This window comes from Gemmata obscuriglobus (genome assembly GCF_008065095.1).
Lineage (GTDB): Bacteria > Planctomycetota > Planctomycetia > Gemmatales > Gemmataceae > Gemmata > Gemmata obscuriglobus.
This window is the reverse complement of record NZ_CP042911.1, coordinates 3,179,180-3,194,389: the sequence shown is the minus strand read 5'-3', so window position 1 is coordinate 3,194,389 and position 15,210 is coordinate 3,179,180. Positions and strand designations below refer to the sequence as shown.

General features: G+C 66.6%; 12 protein-coding genes and 1 pseudogene. 8 read left to right on the top strand and 5 right to left on the bottom strand.

Going from position 1 to position 15,210, the window contains the following annotated elements; translation table 11 throughout:
* Positions 1-154: 154 nt before the first annotated feature.
* The 4 genes and pseudogenes from GobsT_RS41030 to GobsT_RS13135 form a co-directional block, all read left to right on the top strand.
* Positions 155-400, top strand: a pseudogene (locus GobsT_RS41030) (ISNCY family transposase); the annotation flags it as partial.
* A 377-nt stretch (positions 401-777) separates the two neighbouring features.
* Complete coding sequence (locus GobsT_RS13145; protein ID WP_010037889.1) at positions 778-1,902, top strand: transposase; 1,125 nt, start codon at positions 778-780, stop codon at positions 1,900-1,902.
* A gap of 303 nt (positions 1,903-2,205) precedes the next feature.
* Positions 2,206-2,676 (top strand): helix-turn-helix domain-containing protein, encoded by a 471-nt coding sequence (locus GobsT_RS13140; protein ID WP_010037885.1) that lies wholly within the window; start codon positions 2,206-2,208, stop codon positions 2,674-2,676.
* Complete coding sequence (locus tag GobsT_RS13135; RefSeq protein WP_010033548.1) at positions 2,646-3,341, top strand: transposase; 696 nt, start codon at positions 2,646-2,648, stop codon at positions 3,339-3,341. The genes GobsT_RS13140 and GobsT_RS13135 overlap by 31 nt, the downstream gene beginning before the upstream one ends.
* 146 nt (positions 3,342-3,487) lie before the next feature.
* Here the strand turns inward: GobsT_RS13135 and GobsT_RS13130 are convergent, their stop codons facing one another.
* The 3 genes from GobsT_RS13130 to rpmG form a co-directional block, all read right to left on the bottom strand.
* Positions 3,488-4,051: a shikimate kinase gene (locus GobsT_RS13130; protein ID WP_033198093.1), complete on the bottom strand. Its 564-nt coding sequence runs from the start codon at positions 4,049-4,051 to the stop codon at positions 3,488-3,490.
* Between the two features lie 53 nt (positions 4,052-4,104).
* Positions 4,105-5,667 (bottom strand): shikimate dehydrogenase, encoded by a 1,563-nt coding sequence (gene aroE, locus GobsT_RS13125; protein WP_010037881.1) that lies wholly within the window; start codon positions 5,665-5,667, stop codon positions 4,105-4,107.
* A gap of 200 nt (positions 5,668-5,867) precedes the next feature.
* Positions 5,868-6,038 carry a 50S ribosomal protein L33 gene (rpmG, locus tag GobsT_RS13120; protein WP_010037878.1) on the bottom strand — a complete coding sequence of 57 codons (171 nt, stop codon included), beginning with the start codon at positions 6,036-6,038 and terminating at the stop codon, positions 5,868-5,870.
* Positions 6,039-6,212: 174 nt separating this feature from the next.
* On the opposite strand from rpmG, the gene GobsT_RS13115 reads away from it, so the two are divergent.
* The 3 genes from GobsT_RS13115 (at position 6,213) to GobsT_RS13105 (ending at position 9,443) form a co-directional block, all read left to right on the top strand.
* Positions 6,213-7,295: a glycosyltransferase family 2 protein gene (locus tag GobsT_RS13115; RefSeq protein ID WP_010037873.1), complete on the top strand. Its 1,083-nt coding sequence runs from the start codon at positions 6,213-6,215 to the stop codon at positions 7,293-7,295.
* Complete coding sequence (locus tag GobsT_RS13110) at positions 7,292-7,924, top strand: polysaccharide deacetylase family protein (RefSeq protein WP_010037871.1); 633 nt, start codon at positions 7,292-7,294, stop codon at positions 7,922-7,924. The genes GobsT_RS13115 and GobsT_RS13110 overlap by 4 nt, the downstream gene beginning before the upstream one ends.
* A 139-nt stretch (positions 7,925-8,063) precedes the next feature.
* Positions 8,064-9,443 carry a YcjX family protein gene (locus GobsT_RS13105; protein ID WP_010037869.1) on the top strand — a complete coding sequence of 460 codons (1,380 nt, stop codon included), beginning with the start codon at positions 8,064-8,066 and terminating at the stop codon, positions 9,441-9,443.
* Positions 9,444-9,452: 9 nt separating this feature from the next.
* Here GobsT_RS13105 and GobsT_RS13100 read toward each other — a convergent pair whose 3' ends face one another.
* The gene (locus GobsT_RS13100) at positions 9,453-11,711 is read right to left on the bottom strand and encodes a DUF1549 and DUF1553 domain-containing protein (RefSeq protein ID WP_010037868.1); all 2,259 of its coding nucleotides are present in this window, start codon (positions 11,709-11,711) and stop codon (positions 9,453-9,455) included.
* 41 nt (positions 11,712-11,752) lie between these two features.
* Positions 11,753-12,787 carry a 1-aminocyclopropane-1-carboxylate deaminase/D-cysteine desulfhydrase gene (locus tag GobsT_RS13095; protein ID WP_010037867.1) on the bottom strand — a complete coding sequence of 345 codons (1,035 nt, stop codon included), beginning with the start codon at positions 12,785-12,787 and terminating at the stop codon, positions 11,753-11,755.
* A 794-nt stretch (positions 12,788-13,581) separates the two neighbouring features.
* Here GobsT_RS13095 and crtI point away from each other — a divergent pair.
* Positions 13,582-15,180, top strand: coding sequence for a phytoene desaturase family protein (crtI, locus tag GobsT_RS13090; RefSeq protein ID WP_010037865.1), 1,599 nt, complete (start codon positions 13,582-13,584; stop codon positions 15,178-15,180).
* Positions 15,181-15,210: the final 30 nt, after the last annotated feature.

Here is a 15,210-nt window from a genome sequence, read left to right as displayed (position 1 = left end):
TAGGCCGGCAAACGTCTCTGAATGAGCCTTCGGCGGTTCCGTAGGCTTTGGAGCGCCCCCATGAGGATGCCCCGTGAAGACGGCCAAAACCGCCGAGCCGACGATCACCCGGGACCTGACGCCGGAGCGGGCGGCGTGCCCGCACTGTGCCGTGCTCAGCGGCCACATCTTGCTGGCCAAGGGCCTGTTGTCGGCGCGGAACCAGGATCTAGCGGCCCTGCTGTCGGCGGTGAAAGGGGCGTGCGGGGTGCCGGTTGCCGGGGCCATCTCCGATGGCCAGCACTCGATCCGCAAGGCGGTCGCGCAGGCACTTCCCGGGGTGCCGTACCAACTATGCCAGTTCCACTACCTGAGGGCGGCCGCCAAGCCCATTTACGAGGCCGATCGGCATGCCGAGCAGGGCTGCGCAAGGGTTTAATTTGGGTAGCCTGGGTAACTAGCCAAGCCACTCGATAAAACGACAAAGGGATTGGAAACCAAGGAGTTACGACATTTCGCTCCCGTTGTCATTCAACCGAGTTTGGATCTCTGCGTAGCCCTGGCATGCCGAGGTAGCACTCAAGAAGAAGGTCCGCGGGGGGCGCCAGGTGGAGGGGCGAACGGGGCCGGAGGCCGGGGTGGTACGCGGGTACTGCTCGGCCGTGCGGAGCGCCATCACCGACGACGGGCGCCCGCCTCTGAACGCGTCCGGGCTCAAGCGGCACGCCCGGCTGAGCGCGGTCGCCCGCCCCCTGGGCCGTGTGAAGGCCAAGGGGGCGGGCGACCGCGCGGACCCGGTTGGAGGGGATCATCCGAGACGCGCTGCGGTCGGCCGGCGGGGCGTTCGCGCCATTGTACCGGGCGTTCGGGTGGGTACACCGGGCGGTCCATATCCTGGGCCAAGTCGAACTCGCTGGGGCCGTCGTTCGGTCCCAGTTGAGCGGGTTGCGGGGCGCCATGACGCGGCACCGGGGGGGGGCGGTCGGCAAGCTCGGTTCGGCGGTGGATCAGTTCGTGAAGGTGAGCCGCAGCTACCGGCCGGGGCTGTTCGGGTGCGACGACACGGTCGTTCGACCACGGACAAACAACGACCTGGAGTGGACGTTCGGGAGCCACCGACACCACGAGCGCCGGGCAACCGGCCGCAAGGCCGCGAGTCCGTCACTGGTGCTGCGGGGCGCGGCCAAGCTGGTGGCCGGGCTGGCGACCCGTTCCCGCGAGGTCACCGCGGCCGATCAGCACGGGCCAGGTCGGGCCGCGTGGAAGCAGCGGCGAGCCGATCTGGAAACGCGGCGCGAGCGGCGGCGATTCCGGCGTGGCCCCGACGGGTACCTACCTGAAAAACCTCGAAAACAAGCTCATCCAGCCAGGTTTGCCGGCCTAGAAAAAACGCTCGCCGAGCACGTCGCGACCCAGCGCGCGTTTCTCGGCACGCAGCTGAGGCCCTGTTTGGATGCGGCCGTCGCCGGGCGTGAGCACGTGCGGTTCGTGAACAAGTCCCACTGCGTGTACAGGACGTACTTGTGTTGCCTGTGGCCGATCACACAACCACCCACACGATCATCAGCAACTCAGCGGACGGGCGCGTGGAACGCGGTCACCCGGACCGTCGTGTTGGTGACCGACACGACGGTAGTGAACACCGATACCATGTGCGAGCTACCCCGGAAGATGGCGGCCGTGTTGTCGATCACCCTGTTGTACCTGCCCGGCTACTCGCCCAACCTGAACCTCATCGAGCGCCTGTGGCGATTCCTCAAGCGCAAGAGCGTCTACGGCAAGTATTATCCCAACTTCGCCACCTTCAGGGCCGCCATCAAGGACACGCTGAGTGAACTCAACACTACCCACGCCGAACCGTTGGCCGCGCTCATGGCACTCCAATTCCAGGAGTTCGAAGATGTCTCACTCCTGACCGAGTAGAGTATAAGCGCCGGCCGCGCGGCACATGGCCGGAAGATTTTAGAAGAGGTCTGAAAGCGCCCCTGCTGCCCCCTTGCACCCAGGTCGTTTCAGCACCCTGATTCTGAACATGAATCCAGGTGCTAGTGCTGTGTCAGGCTAACGAATTATTACGGCGGCGCGAAAGATAAACAAAGCTGAATCACTGGGAATCACAGGTAATGAGTGCCGGACTGCTGGCATTAATGCGTATCTTGCGCGCCGCCGTAATAGGATGCCACGGGGTCCATTGGTATGATGGCAGCCCCCCCGTGAGGTGCCGCCATGATGAAGAAGTATATCGTTCGTCTTTCGGATGCGGAACGGGCCACGTTGTCGGAGGTGGTCAAGAAACTCAAGGGATCCTCGCAGAAGGTTCGTCGGGCCCAGATTCTTCTGAAGGCCGATGCCGATGGCCCGGGCTGGACGGATGCGAAGATTGCCGAGGCCGTCGGATGTCGCACCAAGACCGTGGAGAATATCCGGGAGCGCGTGGTGACGAGCGGGTTCGAGGTGGCACTCCACGGACAACCCCGGGCCGAGCCCCCGCGAGCCAAGTTGCTCGACGGCCAACAGGAAGCCCCAGTCATCGCGATGCGATTGGGTCCGCCGCCCAAGGGCTTCGCCAACTGGAGCCTGCGGTTACTGGCCGAGCAGGTCGTCGCGTTGGAGGTTGTGGACGCCATCAGCCACGAGACCATTCGTCAGACGCTCAAAAAAACGCGATGGCGCCGCGGAAGTTGGAGTACGGGGTGATCCCGCCAGACGCCGACGCGGCGTTCGTGGCGCACATGGCGTTGGTCCTGGACACCTATGCCTTGCCTTACGATTGCCTCTACCCGGTACTCAACATGGACGAGCAACCGATCCCGTTGCTCAAGGAGACGCGGGCGCCGATTCCCGCGACGAAGGATCATCCGCGCCGGGTGGACTACGAGTACGAGCGGGCGGGCACGGCGAGCATCTTCATGTTCTGTGAGGCGCTGGTGGGGTGGCGCCAGGTGAGCGTACGGGAGCGGCGGACGAAGGTGGATTGGGCGTTGGAGGTGGCCGAGTTACTACGGACTCGCTACCGGGATGCCGTGAAGGTGATCGTGGTGTGCGACAACCGGAACACGCACACGATCGGTGCGTTCTACGAGGCGTTCGACCCGGAAACGGCGCGGGCGCTGGTGAGGCGATCGGAGTTCCGCCACACGCCCAAGCACGGGAGTTGGTTGCACGTCGCGGAATGTGAGCTGAGCGCGATGACGCGGCAATGCGTGCAGGGTAGGCGGTTCGCAACGATAGAGGAGTTGAGGGTAGAGACGGCCGCCTGGCAGGACTACACCAACGACAAGCAGCGTAGCGTCGATCGGCAGTTCCGCACCGACGATGCTCGCAACAGGCTCAAATCCCTCTACCCTAAAATCAAAACCTGACACAGCACTAGGGCGTGTGGACAGTCAGTTCGGGCAATCGACGTAAGTCCTGAATTTGCAAGGACCAGTGACTGGAGAGCTGAAAGCCCGCCAATCGTCACAACCACCAGGGCAATAGCGACTTACGCCATGACTGTCCACACGGCCTAAGACGCCCGGGCACTTTGCGACTCGGCTCGCGCGCTTAAGATCGCGTCCGTCAGCGTCTCCGGTGACAGGGCATCGGTCGCCACCGCACAATTCGCGGTTGCACGGTACAGCGGCGCACGGAACGCAATCAGCGCCCGCACCTCCTCCTCACCACCAACGGCCGTCAGGTTCGGCCGGCGCGCCCCGGTTGTGGGGTCGCTCTGAAGCCGAGCGAGTACGGTTTCTGGCGTGGCCGTTAACCACACCACGAAGCCGCTGCTCTTGAGCAGTTCGCGGTTCGCTTCGCGGAGCACCGCGCCGCCACCGGTTGCGATCACGCACGTGCCCCGCTGGCACAGTTCGGTGAGCGCCTCGGACTCCCGTTCACGAAACGCAAGCTCACCGTCCGTCGCGAAAATATCCCGAATCGATTTCCCCGCAGCGGCCTCAACGTGGTCGTCGGTGTCGAAGAACCTCCACCCCAACCGTTCCGCGAGCAACCGCCCCACGGTCGATTTTCCGGTCCCCCGATACCCGACCAGAACGATTACGTTCGGGCGTGCAGTCGCTCCACCGGTCACGCGCTCCCCTTCATCAGTTCCAGAAATCCCGGACCGCCGTCGGAGCGGCGCCTTCACTCGTCCGCGCGGACGGCGTCTTCACGAGCAGGCGCCTCTTCATCGAACGCCTTGGTCAGCGGCGAGAGGGCCTTCCGCATGATGGTCCGCATGGTTTCCGTGTCGGGCACGTGTCCGGTGAACAATTCGATTTGCCGCGCCGCCTGCCGAACGAACATGTCCACGCCGGTAATGGTGTCACAGCCGCGAGCGCGGGCTTCGCGGATGAGCAGGGTCGTTTCCGGCCGGTAAATCGTGTCGAATACGATCGCACCGGGCTTCAGGACGCTGAAGTGGCACGGCGATTCGTCCACGTTGGGGTGCATCCCGACGGGCGTGCAGTTGATGAGCACGTCGAAGTTGACGTTGTGCCGGGCGTGCCAGTCCACCGCCTTGCACTTCACGTCCTCGGCAAGCTTCTGTGCCCGATCATACGTCCTGGCTGAAATGGTTATCTGCGCCCCCTCGCGGTGCATCCCGTAGGCAGCGGACCGGGCCGCCCCACCGGCCCCGAGGATCAGCACCGACAGTTGGCTCAACTGCACAAACGGCCCGTCTTTGGACTTCTGGGCGAGGTGCGCTTTGAGCGAGTCGAGGATCGCACCGAGGTCGGTGTTGGCGGCGGCGAAGGCGCCGTCGTCGCGGCGCACGAGCGTGTTCGCCGACCCGGTGAACGGTACCGTCGGCTCGGCCTGTTTGGCGAGGGCGGCGGCGGCTTCCTTGTGCGGGATCGTGACACTGTACCCGCGAACCGGGATCTGGCCGTACACCTCGAGCGCTTGCGACAGTTGACCGCGCGGCACCTGAAACGGCAGGTACAGCGCGTTCACGCCGAGCTTGCGGTACATGTGGTTGTGCAGCAGCGGGCTGAGGCTGTGCCCCACCGGATCGCCGAGCACGCCGAAGATCTGCGTGTCCGCGGTGATTTCCTGAACGGGGTAGGTCGTTCGGAACTCGTCGAAGCTGGGCAACCCCGGCGCGATGCCGCGCTCTTTGTTGAAAGCCGCATAGATCCACGGGGCCCCGAACTTGAGCGCCAGAAACCGGGTCGGCTGCCCGATGTCGCCCATGCAGAACGCCACCGTCGGCTTCGGGGCGGTGCGTTGCAGGTGCAGCACCTTGGCGACATCGGCGGGAGATTGCGCGGCCACCGCGATCTTGTAAACGTCGGCGTCCTGCTTGAGCATGTCGGCGAAGATGTCGTCGAGGTTCGCCGGCGTCTCCGCGGTGTTGTGATAGCTGACGATCCGCTTCACTTTACCGTACCGCGGCACCGCGCCGGCGATGTCGGTTTCGAGGTCCACCCACTCGAACGCACCCGAGGCGATCGCCTGGCGGATGATCATCATCCGCTCTTGCTCGTTGCCCGAGAACCGCCCGCCGTCCGCCGGGCGGCGCAAGGTGGCGACCCACGGGCACTGTTTCAAGGGGGTGAGGCGCTTGAAATCGACGGCCTTGGCGAGAAAGTCGAGCCGCAGCTCGATGAACTTGGCCCCGCGTTTGACCGCCTCTTGCAGTTCGGCCACGACCATTTTGTGGCGGGTCCGGCCGATGACCACGAGCACCCGATCCGACGACATAGCGTCCCCTCTAGGGGAGGATTCGAAGGGGAAGGTAGGGACGAACGCGAAACCCACGCTCCCACCAACTTACACCGGGCGAGCGCGGCGCGTGAGGCACCAAAGACAGAAAACACGGACCCAAGCCGGTATGGCCTGGGTCCGTGCGGTTCTTTCGGATTTCGTGCCCCGGGTCAGGATTCCGGCTCACGGCGGGCGGGTTACACCTTGCTCGCTTCCTTGTACATGACGTGGCGGCGCACGACCGGGTCGAACTTCCGGAGCGAGATGCGTTCCTTGGTGTTGTTCCGGTTTTTCTGAGTGAAGTAGCAGTGGTCGCTGGCTTCGCTCTTCAGCTTGATGATGCTGCGTGCTTCTTTCGACTTCGCCATTTCGTTCGCCCTCAAGGGAGTTAAGTGCGTGGACCGGCCACGGAGCCGGGATAGAAGTTACATGATATTGGCCGCACGCACCGGCGTGGAGGTGCGTTTCGGAATCTGGCTTGCGGGCCTGCTCCTGGGTGGGTATGTCGCCGGCGAACCGACTTTCTTTTCCGGAACGTGTGAATGGTCGCGACCGTCGCGGCCTGGGGGTGCCTCGTCCCCGCGACGCTGGCGTGCCTGGGTTATCTCGTTCCCGCGCTTGCGGGGTTGCGCCGCCGGTCATTCGTACCGCGCCGCCGACCGACCCGCACTTTCACCGTTCTCGTCCCCGCACATAACGAAGAAGCGGCGCTGCCACGAACGCTGCGGAGCCTCGCGGCTCTCCGGTACCCGCCGGAACGGGTGCGGGTACTGGTGATCGCGGACAACTGCACCGACCAGACGGCGAACGTCGCCCGCGCGTTCGGCGCGGAGTGTTCCGAGCGCGCCGAACCGGACCGGCGCGGGAAAGGCTTCGCACTCGCCTTCGGTTTAGAGCACGCACTGCGGCACGCGCCCGATGCGGTTCTGGTGCTCGACGCCGATTGTGAGCTGAACACGGACGCACTCGGAGCACTCGACGCCGCATTCGCGGCGGGTGCGGAAGCGGTTCAGGCGGCCGTGCAGTCGGCCAACGCAGACGACGGCCCCGGCGGGTTCGTCGCGGCGGTGGGCGCGGCGTTCGACGCCATCACCGCCGCCGGGTGGGACGCGCTCGGCTGCTCGGTGCCCCTGCGCGGCACCGGGATGGCGCTCGGTCGCGGGGTTCTGGAGCGCGTCCCCTGGACCGCGTTCAGCGCGGTCGAAGACGCCGAATACGCCGCGCGCCTGCGCCGCGCGGGCGTTCGTGTTCGGTACTGCGCGGAAGCGCAGGTGTTCTGCGAGGCACCAGCGGGCGTTGCGGAGTTGTGCCGTCAGCGCCGGAGGTGGAGCGGGGCCGGACTGCTCGCGAGCAAGCCGCTGGTGCTGGGCTATGTTGTGGCGGCGGTCGCGGTGGGCTTTCTGTGCGGGTACCTCGCCTGGCCCGCGGCGCTGCTGACCGCGCTCGGGTTGCTGTACTTTCGTGCGGTGTGGGCCGTCGGCGTCACTCGCACCCGAGCCGGCCTGCTCTTGCGTGCCCCCGGAGTGGTTGCCCGGCTCGGGTTCGTTACCCTTGGGGCCGCGTTCCGTCGACCTCCCACATGGGACCGTTCCCACCGACCAGACGGGGGCCGACGCGCCGCATGACCTTCGCCCGACGAACCCACTGGGCGAAGCGTGCCGTGCTGGCCCCGTTCAGCCGCACCCGCATCGCGGGTGTTCAGGTGTTGCTCACCTTCGACGACGGCCCACACCCCGAACACACGCCAGCGGTACTCGAGCGCCTCTCCACGTTCGGGGCGTCGGCCGCGTTCTTTCTGGTCGGCAACCGAATCACCGAGCCGGCGCTGGTGGAACACGTCCGGGGTCACGGGCACGCGATCGGGAACCACACGTTCGGCCACGCCGTCCCGCGCTGGTGTGAGGTTCGCGCGTCAATCGAAGACGTGCGCCGGTGCCAGTTGCTCGTACCGCACGCGACCCTGTTCCGCCCGCCACTCGGTAAGCTGACACCGGGGCTGTGGCTCGCAGCCCGCCGGCTCGGGTTAGGGTGCATGTCCTGGTCGCTGGACAGCGGCGACTGGCGGTGCCGAAGCGCGGCCGACGCGAAGCGGTGCGCGGACGAAGTGCTGAAGTTCGTTCGCCCCGGCGACATCATTCTGTTCCACGACGACCACCGGTGGATTGCGCCGATTCTTGATGTCGTGTTACCCGGACTCGCCGCCCGCCGGCTCTTACCCGACATCCGATCGATGGCCCGACGTTCACGAACGTGAAGCGGCCGGCGTGTAAGAATCACCACGGATTGCCTGGTCTCCTTTCGTGCGAGTGCGCGAATTCCTTTACGCGGCACGCAAGGGCTCGTGTGGTACAACGAATACCACTCACGGCATCGACTCTCGGACCGGGGGCCACATGAGCATCTTCCGCGGCATCAAAACCACCGAAGCGCGTGTCGGGGTGGTCGGGCTGTACAACTCCGGCAAAACGGTGCTGCTCACGTCGCTCATCAACCACCTTCAGGACCACGACCCGGATCGGTTTCCGCTCGGCAAGCCCGGCACCCAGCTCCGCAAGTTCACCGTCAAGGAATCGGACGACGGGTGGGTGCCGTTCAACTACAGCGGGCACCGCGACGCGCTGGTCAACGCCGGCCGGTGGCCCGCGAAGAGCACCGACCGGTCCCAGTTCGTGTGCCAGTTCGAGCGGTCCGACTGGACGTTCAGCGACTGCCTGCTGAAGCTGTACGACCTCCCGGGCGAGCGGATCGCGGACGCGGCGATGCTGGGCCGCGACTTCACCGGGTGGTCCGAGCGGGTGCTGAACCTGATCACCAACGACACCGCCTACCGGGACTGCTCCGCGGCGTTTCTCGACGCGCTCAAGAACCCCCAGGTGACCGCGAAAGAAATCCTGGCGGCGTACCGCCTCGCGCTGGCCAACCTGATCCTCCGCTACAAGCCGCTCATTTCGCCTTCCACGTTTCTGCTCGACACGAAAGGCCAGGCTGCACGGCCGATGGCACCGGAGGCGCTGGCCGAGGCGCGGTTCTGCGGCCTCGACGCCGACTCGCAGTTCTGCCCGCTGCCGGCCGCTCTCCGGCGCGGGGGCACCGCACTGTTCGAGCAGTTTTCCAGTCACTACGAGCGCTACGTGGAGCAGGTGGTCGTGCCGACCGTCGCGGCGTTCCGGTCGTGTACGGCCCTCGTGGTGCTGGTCGATGTCACAATGCTCCTGGCCGGCGGGGTCGGCATGTACGACGACAACCGGCAAATCGTCCGCGACCTGTTCGATGTCCTCGAACCGGGGGAGAACACCGTATTCGGTCCGCTGGCGCGCGGGCTGAGCAAGGTGTTCCTGCCGCACTCGTGGCGCCCGGGCTGGATCACCCGCGTCGCGTTCGTGGCGCCGAAACTGGACCTCGTTCACCCGCTCGACCGCGACCGGATGCAGTTGCTCACGCGCCGCATGGTGGAGCGGTTCGCCACCGACCGCGACGGGCTGCGCTCGCAGTTCTTCAACGTGTCGTCGGTGGTGTCGACCAAAGCCCTGGCCGCCGAGCCCGGCGGCCCGCGGGTGCTGGTGGGCACGCCACTCCGCGGCGCCGACGGTCGCAAAGTTCCCCCGGGCGCCGAGCAGCGGTTCACCTCGTCCGAGTTGCCCAACGACTGGCCGTCGGAATGGCCCGCCGGGCAGTACACGTTCCCCGAGGTCTACCCGCGGGTGCCTACCCGCAAGGACTACCCGCCGGATCAGGTGAACCTCGACAAGCTCGCCACGTTCATCATCGACTGATTGCTCTCGTCACGGGATGTACGCGAACTCGTGCGTGTTGAACACCACCACGCACAGGTCGGCGAGCGCCCGGACCTGCGCTAGTTCGGCCCCCTTGGGAAGCGCCGCCGAGTCTATCCCAACCGGCACCTTTGCCCGGACGCGTTCGCGCACGGTGTCGGCTTGCTCCTTCAGGAACTCCGCCGCGAGAGACCGCTCCGTCGCGTTCGGCGCGCGGCCGACGGCGCGACGGTAAAGCGCCTCGACCTGCTTCACGGGGTCGCGCCCGGCTTCCTCGAACAGCGTCAACGCAAGCGCCTTCGCCTGATCGTGAACGAACGGGCTGTTCATCAGTATCAGCGCTTGCGGGGCGAACGTACTAACCGGGCGCGCGGCGCACGAGTTCAGCGTGTCGGGCTGGTCGAACGCTTCGAGCAGTGGTTGCCGCACGTTCCGCTTGTTGAACAGGTAGACCGAGCGGCGCGTGTGCTGCTTCACATCGGGTGTGACCGGCCACAGCCCGTCCGGCTCGCCCTCGGTGAAGATCAGATCGTACACCTCGGGTTCGAGCGGCACCTTCACGGACGGCCCACCGACTTCGCGGTTCAGCGTCCCCGCGGCCCCCAGGATCGAATCGCGCACGGCCTCCGCCTCGAGGCGCCGGCGGTTCATCCGCCACAACAGTTTGTTGTCGGGATCGACCTTCGCCCCGCCGTCAGCGGTCGCCGACTGCGTGTAGGTTTCGCTGGTCACGATCAGGCGGTGGACGCGCTTCAAACTCCACTTCGACTCAACGAGTTCGGTCGCGAGCCAGTCGAGCAGTTCCGGGTGCGTCGGACGGTCGCCGCGGGTTCCGAAGTCGTTGGGGGTGGCCACGAGCCCGCGGCCGAAGTGGTGCTGCCACAACCGGTTCACCATCACGCGCCCCGTTAACGGGTGCTCGGGCGCCGTGAGCCAGTCCGCCAGTTCGCGTCGGGTCTTTGGAACCGACGCATCACCCTGAACGAGCACACGCGGCAGGCCGGGCTGCACCTCCACCGATTTCAGATGCGCCTCGCCGCGTCGAAGGACGTGGGTTTTCGCGCGTCCCGAGTTCTCGATCGCCCACGCCGCCGGTGTCGGCGGGGGCATCCGGGCTTCGAGTGTGTGGAGTTGCTCCCGGAGCTTCGCGCGCTTCGCAAGATGATCCGGTGCCATCGCGGCGAGCACCTCATCCCAGCTCACGTTCGTGAGCGTTTTTGCCTGCGCGGCGAGGGCCTTCTGCGCCGGGGTGCGATTGTCGGCCGGCACATCAAGGGCGTCCTTGAAGCGCGGCTCCAGCTTCTCGCGCTTCTCCTTCGCGACCTTCGCACGCACCGGCGCATCGAGTTCCGCGATCTGCTTCTTCAGCGGCGCGGTCTTCGCGGTGATCGCTTCCACCCGCTTGTTCCGTGCGTCGCGCTGCTCCGCTGTGGCGAAGTCCGTCTCGGTGTACTTCGCGTTGGCGAAAAACGCCTGGAGCCGGTAGTAATCCCCAGCCGAGAGCGGGTCGAACTTGTGGTCGTGGCACCGGGTGCAAGCGAACGTCAGGCCCAGGAAGGTCGAGCCGATTCCGTTCACCATCTCGGTGAGCACCTCCTGGCGCAGCACCTCCTGATCGAGGTTCCCGCTCACGAGGTGAACCGGGCCGCACCGGTGCATTCCGGTCGCGATGAGCAGTTCGGGCCGACGTTTGGCGTCTTTGTCCGCCATCTCGTCGCCGGCGATCTGCTCGCGCACGAACTGATCGTAAGGCTTGTCGGCGTTGAAGCTGTTGACGACGTAGTCGCGGTACCGCCACGCGTGCGGGCGCTCGGCGTCCAGTTCGTACCCGTTGGTCTCGGCGAACCGCACCACATCGAGCCAGTGAGTCGCCCACCGCTCGCCGAAGTGCGGCGAAGCGAGCAACCGGTCCACGAGCGTTTCGTAGGCGCCGGGGCGCTCGTCCGTCAGAAACGCCTCGACCTCAGCGGGCGTCGGCGGAAGCCCCGTCAGATCGAGCGTGAGGCGCCGGATCAGCGTGAGTTTGTCCGCCCGAGGGGACGGCTTCAGCCCTTCCGCGTCTAGTCGCGCGCGAACGAACGCGTCGATCGGGTTGGCCCCCGGTGGCGCCTTCGGTAGCACCGGCCGCTTCGGGGGTATGAACGCCCAGTGCGCACGGTCCTTCGGCTTCAGTTCGGGATCGGCGTACTTCGGCGGTTCGCCCCCGGCGTACTCAACGGCGAGCAGCACCAGCGCGAGCAGGGCGACCGGAACGGCGCGGCGGGTCATCACGGCGGTCTCCGCGGGGAGCGTCCAGCGTAAGCGACCGACTACATGCCGGGCAACACTTTCTCGGGCTCCGCGAAGATCGCCGGCACGCCCCCGGTGTGGATGAACGCCACCGACGAGCCGCGCGGGTAGCGGCCCGCGCGCACGTCAGCCACCAGCGCCGCGAGCGCCTTGGCGGTGTAGACGTGGTCCGTCAGAATGGCTTCGGTGGTCGCCAGCAGGTGCATCGCCTCCTGACCGGCCGGCGAGGGCAAGCCGTAACCCGGCGCGATGTAGCTCTCGTCGGCGTCGAGATCGGAAGCCGTGAGCCGGTGCGGGAGGCCCATCAGCGCGGCCGCGGCGGTGGCGTCCTCGGCCATCCGGGTGGGAATGTCCCACGGCCACGGCATCGGGCAAATCAGCCGCGCGCGGCCCGAAAGCCCCAGCAGGCAATTCCCGAGCGCGACGCCGGCGCCGGTCGCCCCCGCCGACGACACGTAGTACGCCTCCGGGTTCACACCCAGCGCCCCGAGTTGCTCCGTCAGTTCGGCCATACAGAGCGCGTAACTGGCGGCGGCCATCGGCACCACCCGCGGCGGGTCCCAGAAGTACGGCGTTCGCCCCGCGGCGCGAAACTCCTCCGCCTTTCCCGCCAGCAGTGCGTTCAGTTCGGGACCGATCTTCGCGTTCGTGAACTCGACGTGCGCCCCGACCAGATAGTCGAGGAGCAGGTTCCCCTGCGGTTCCGTCTTCTGGTGGGCGCGCGAAAGGTAGAGGCGGCACTCCAGCCCAAGTTTCGCACAGGCCGCGGCGGTGGTGCGGCAGTTGTTCGACTGGACCAGCGCGCCCCACACGAACATGTCGGCGCCGCTCGCCAGGGCATCGCCGAACAGGAACTCGTTGTGCCGGGCCTTGTTCCCGCCCAGGACGAGGCCGGTGCAATCGTCACGCTTGATAAAGACGCGCACACCCCCGCCGAGTGCGGCCGAGAACCGGTGCAGCTCTTCGAGCGGTGTGGGCAGGTGCGCGAGCCGCACACGGGGCAACTTCGCGACGGCGGCGCGCACCTCCGCCGGACTGAGCGTGGGACCGGACATGATTCTTCTCCGCGTATGGTGTGGAGACATCGTAAGTGAGCCGGCGCACGGTGGCCCGGAATATGGTCTGTTGAATCCCGGCGCGAGGTGCGGTCGAAGGTAAAGGCTGGAACGGGGTTTCGCAGAACGCCCGTCGGCGCGGGTCAGTTTCGGCACCGTGCGGTACTGCCAGCGGTTCGGCACCGCGCCCGCGAACGGCGGACGCCGTCCGGAGGCCCAGCAAAGTGGAAGCACCCGACCGAACCGTAGTAGCAGCAAGTGGATGTATCGAAACACGTTACGCACCACCGCTTGGAGGAATCGGGATTGCCCGCGACGGGCACGGGAACCGCGAGCGGATCCCGGCGACCGGGGATTCGGTGGTAGCTCCGTCCCAGCGAATGGGTAGTCCGCGACCAGCCGGGAGTTAGCGAATGTCCAGTCGGTGTGCCACCAGCACCCGATCCGATGCGCCCGCGCTCGGAGTCGCATCGAGTTGAAAACGGTCGAGGTCGTCCGGGTGCGGTTCATTCACCAGCCCTTTTGCTCGCCCGTGCCCAACGTTTCGGTCGCGACGGCCGAACCCCCAGAAACACGCGCGACTCGTGTGTTGCGCAAAAGGCTTTCAGGTAGCCCACCGCCGCGCAGACCGTCGCTATTCGGCAGATGTCAGGAGCGTGCCGTGCGCGCGACATCTGGACGGCGGCAGAAGACCCGCGTTCCGCATTTGCAGGGGCGGCGGGTGGCCGCTGTCGGTAAACTGTCACGAACCCGCCCGCCTGCGGCCGGTTCAAGGATGCCAACGGAAATCGTGCATGACCGCGCCGTCTGTCGCCACGCTGTCCCCTGCCCCGCACGCCGCGAAGACCGGCCGCCGCAAGTCCGTGTTGATCGTCGGCGCCGGGCCGGGCGGTCTGGCGGCGGCGCTGCTGCTCGCGAAAGCGGGCCTCGACGTTCACGTCGTCGAGCGGTTGCCCCACGTCGGCGGCCGGTGCTCGGCACTGGAAGCGGAGGGCTTCCGGTTCGACCTCGGGCCGACGTTCTTCCTGTACCCGAAGGTGCTCGAGCGCATCTTCAAGCTGATCGGTCGCGACCTGCTGACCGAGATCCCGATGGTGCGGCTGGACCCGCAGTACCGCATCTCGTTCGGCGGGGGCGGCCAACTGGACTGCACGCCCGACGTGGCGAAGCTCGAAGCCGAAGTGGCGAAGATCAGCCCGCAGGACGCCCCGCACGTCCGCCGGTTCCTCGCCGACAACCGCCACAAGATGGAGCTGTTCCGGCCCTGCCTGGAGCAGCCCTTTTCCGGCTGGACGGACCTCGTCCGCTGGCAGCTCATGCGGCTGTTCCCGACGTTGCGGCCGTGGGCGTCGCTCGACTCGGAACTCGGCCGGTACTTCGGTGACGAGCGCGTCCGGCTGGCGTTCTCGTTCCAATCGAAGTACCTGGGGATGTCGCCGTTCAACTGCCCCAGCCTGTTCTCGATCCTGTCGTTCCTGGAATACGAGTACGGCGTGTGGCACCCGCTCGGCGGGTGCGCGGCGGTGTCCGACGGGATGGCCCGTGTCGCCCGCGAGTGCGGGGTCCGCGTGTCGCTCAACGAAGAAGTCGAAGAGGTGCTCTTTGACGGGCGCAAAGCGGTGGGGGTGCGCACGCGCACCGGCGAGCACCGGGCGGACGCGCTCGTCGTGAACGCCGACTTCGCCTACGCGATGACCAAATTGGTCCCCAACCGGTTGCGCCGCAAGTGGACCGACGCGAAGATCGAGAAGAAGAAGTTCTCGTGCTCGACGTTCATGATGTACCTGGGCGTCGAGGGGCGGTTCGACCACGTGCCGCACCACACGATTCACACGTCCGCGGACTACCTGAACAACCTCCGGGACATTGAGGATCGGCACGTCCTGTCCGACGACCCGTCGTTTTACGTGCAGAACGCCACCCCGACCGACCCGGGCCTCGCCCCGCCCGGAATGAGCACCCTTTACGTCCTCGCCCCGGTGACGCACCAGCACCCGAACGTGGACTGGCAGAAGGAAACGCCCGCGTTCCGCGCGAAGCTGTTCCGGCAACTGGACAAAGTCGGCCTCCCGGACGTGGAGCGGCGCGTGCGGTTCGAGAAGATCATCACCCCCGCGGACTGGGAGAACCGGTACAACGTGTACCGCGGGGCGACGTTCAACCTGGCGCACACCTGGGGCCAGATGCTGCACCTGCGGCCGCAGAACCGCTTCAGCGAGCTCGGCGGGGTGTATCTCGTTGGCGGCGGCACACACCCGGGCAGCGGCCTGCCGGTGATCTACGAGTCCGCCCGCATCACCAGCCGGCTGCTGCTGAACGACCTCGGGCTGGACGCCGAGTGGCTCGGCGTCCCCGGCGCCGCGGAGCTGCCGGTCTCGGCCCCGACCGCGTGAAGCTGGTGCCACAGGGCGGAAGCCCTGTGC

Bases quoted from the DNA above. Each gene is read 5' to 3' on its own strand.
- GobsT_RS13140 (WP_010037885.1), top strand. From the start codon at position 2,206: ATGATGAAGAAGTATATCGTTCGTCTTTCGGATGCGGAACGGGCCACG.
- GobsT_RS13135 (WP_010033548.1), top strand. From the start codon at position 2,646: ATGGCGCCGCGGAAGTTGGAGTACGGGGTGATCCCGCCAGACGCCGAC.
- aroE (WP_010037881.1), bottom strand. From the start codon at position 5,667: ATGTCGTCGGATCGGGTGCTCGTGGTCATCGGCCGGACCCGCCACAAA.
- rpmG (WP_010037878.1), bottom strand. From the start codon at position 6,038: ATGGCGAAGTCGAAAGAAGCACGCAGCATCATCAAGCTGAAGAGCGAA.
- GobsT_RS13115 (WP_010037873.1), top strand. From the start codon at position 6,213: ATGGTCGCGACCGTCGCGGCCTGGGGGTGCCTCGTCCCCGCGACGCTG.
- GobsT_RS13110 (WP_010037871.1), top strand. From the start codon at position 7,292: ATGACCTTCGCCCGACGAACCCACTGGGCGAAGCGTGCCGTGCTGGCC.
- GobsT_RS13105 (WP_010037869.1), top strand. From the start codon at position 8,064: ATGAGCATCTTCCGCGGCATCAAAACCACCGAAGCGCGTGTCGGGGTG.
- GobsT_RS13100 (WP_010037868.1), bottom strand. From the start codon at position 11,711: ATGACCCGCCGCGCCGTTCCGGTCGCCCTGCTCGCGCTGGTGCTGCTC.
- GobsT_RS13095 (WP_010037867.1), bottom strand. From the start codon at position 12,787: ATGTCCGGTCCCACGCTCAGTCCGGCGGAGGTGCGCGCCGCCGTCGCG.
- crtI (WP_010037865.1), top strand. From the start codon at position 13,582: ATGACCGCGCCGTCTGTCGCCACGCTGTCCCCTGCCCCGCACGCCGCG.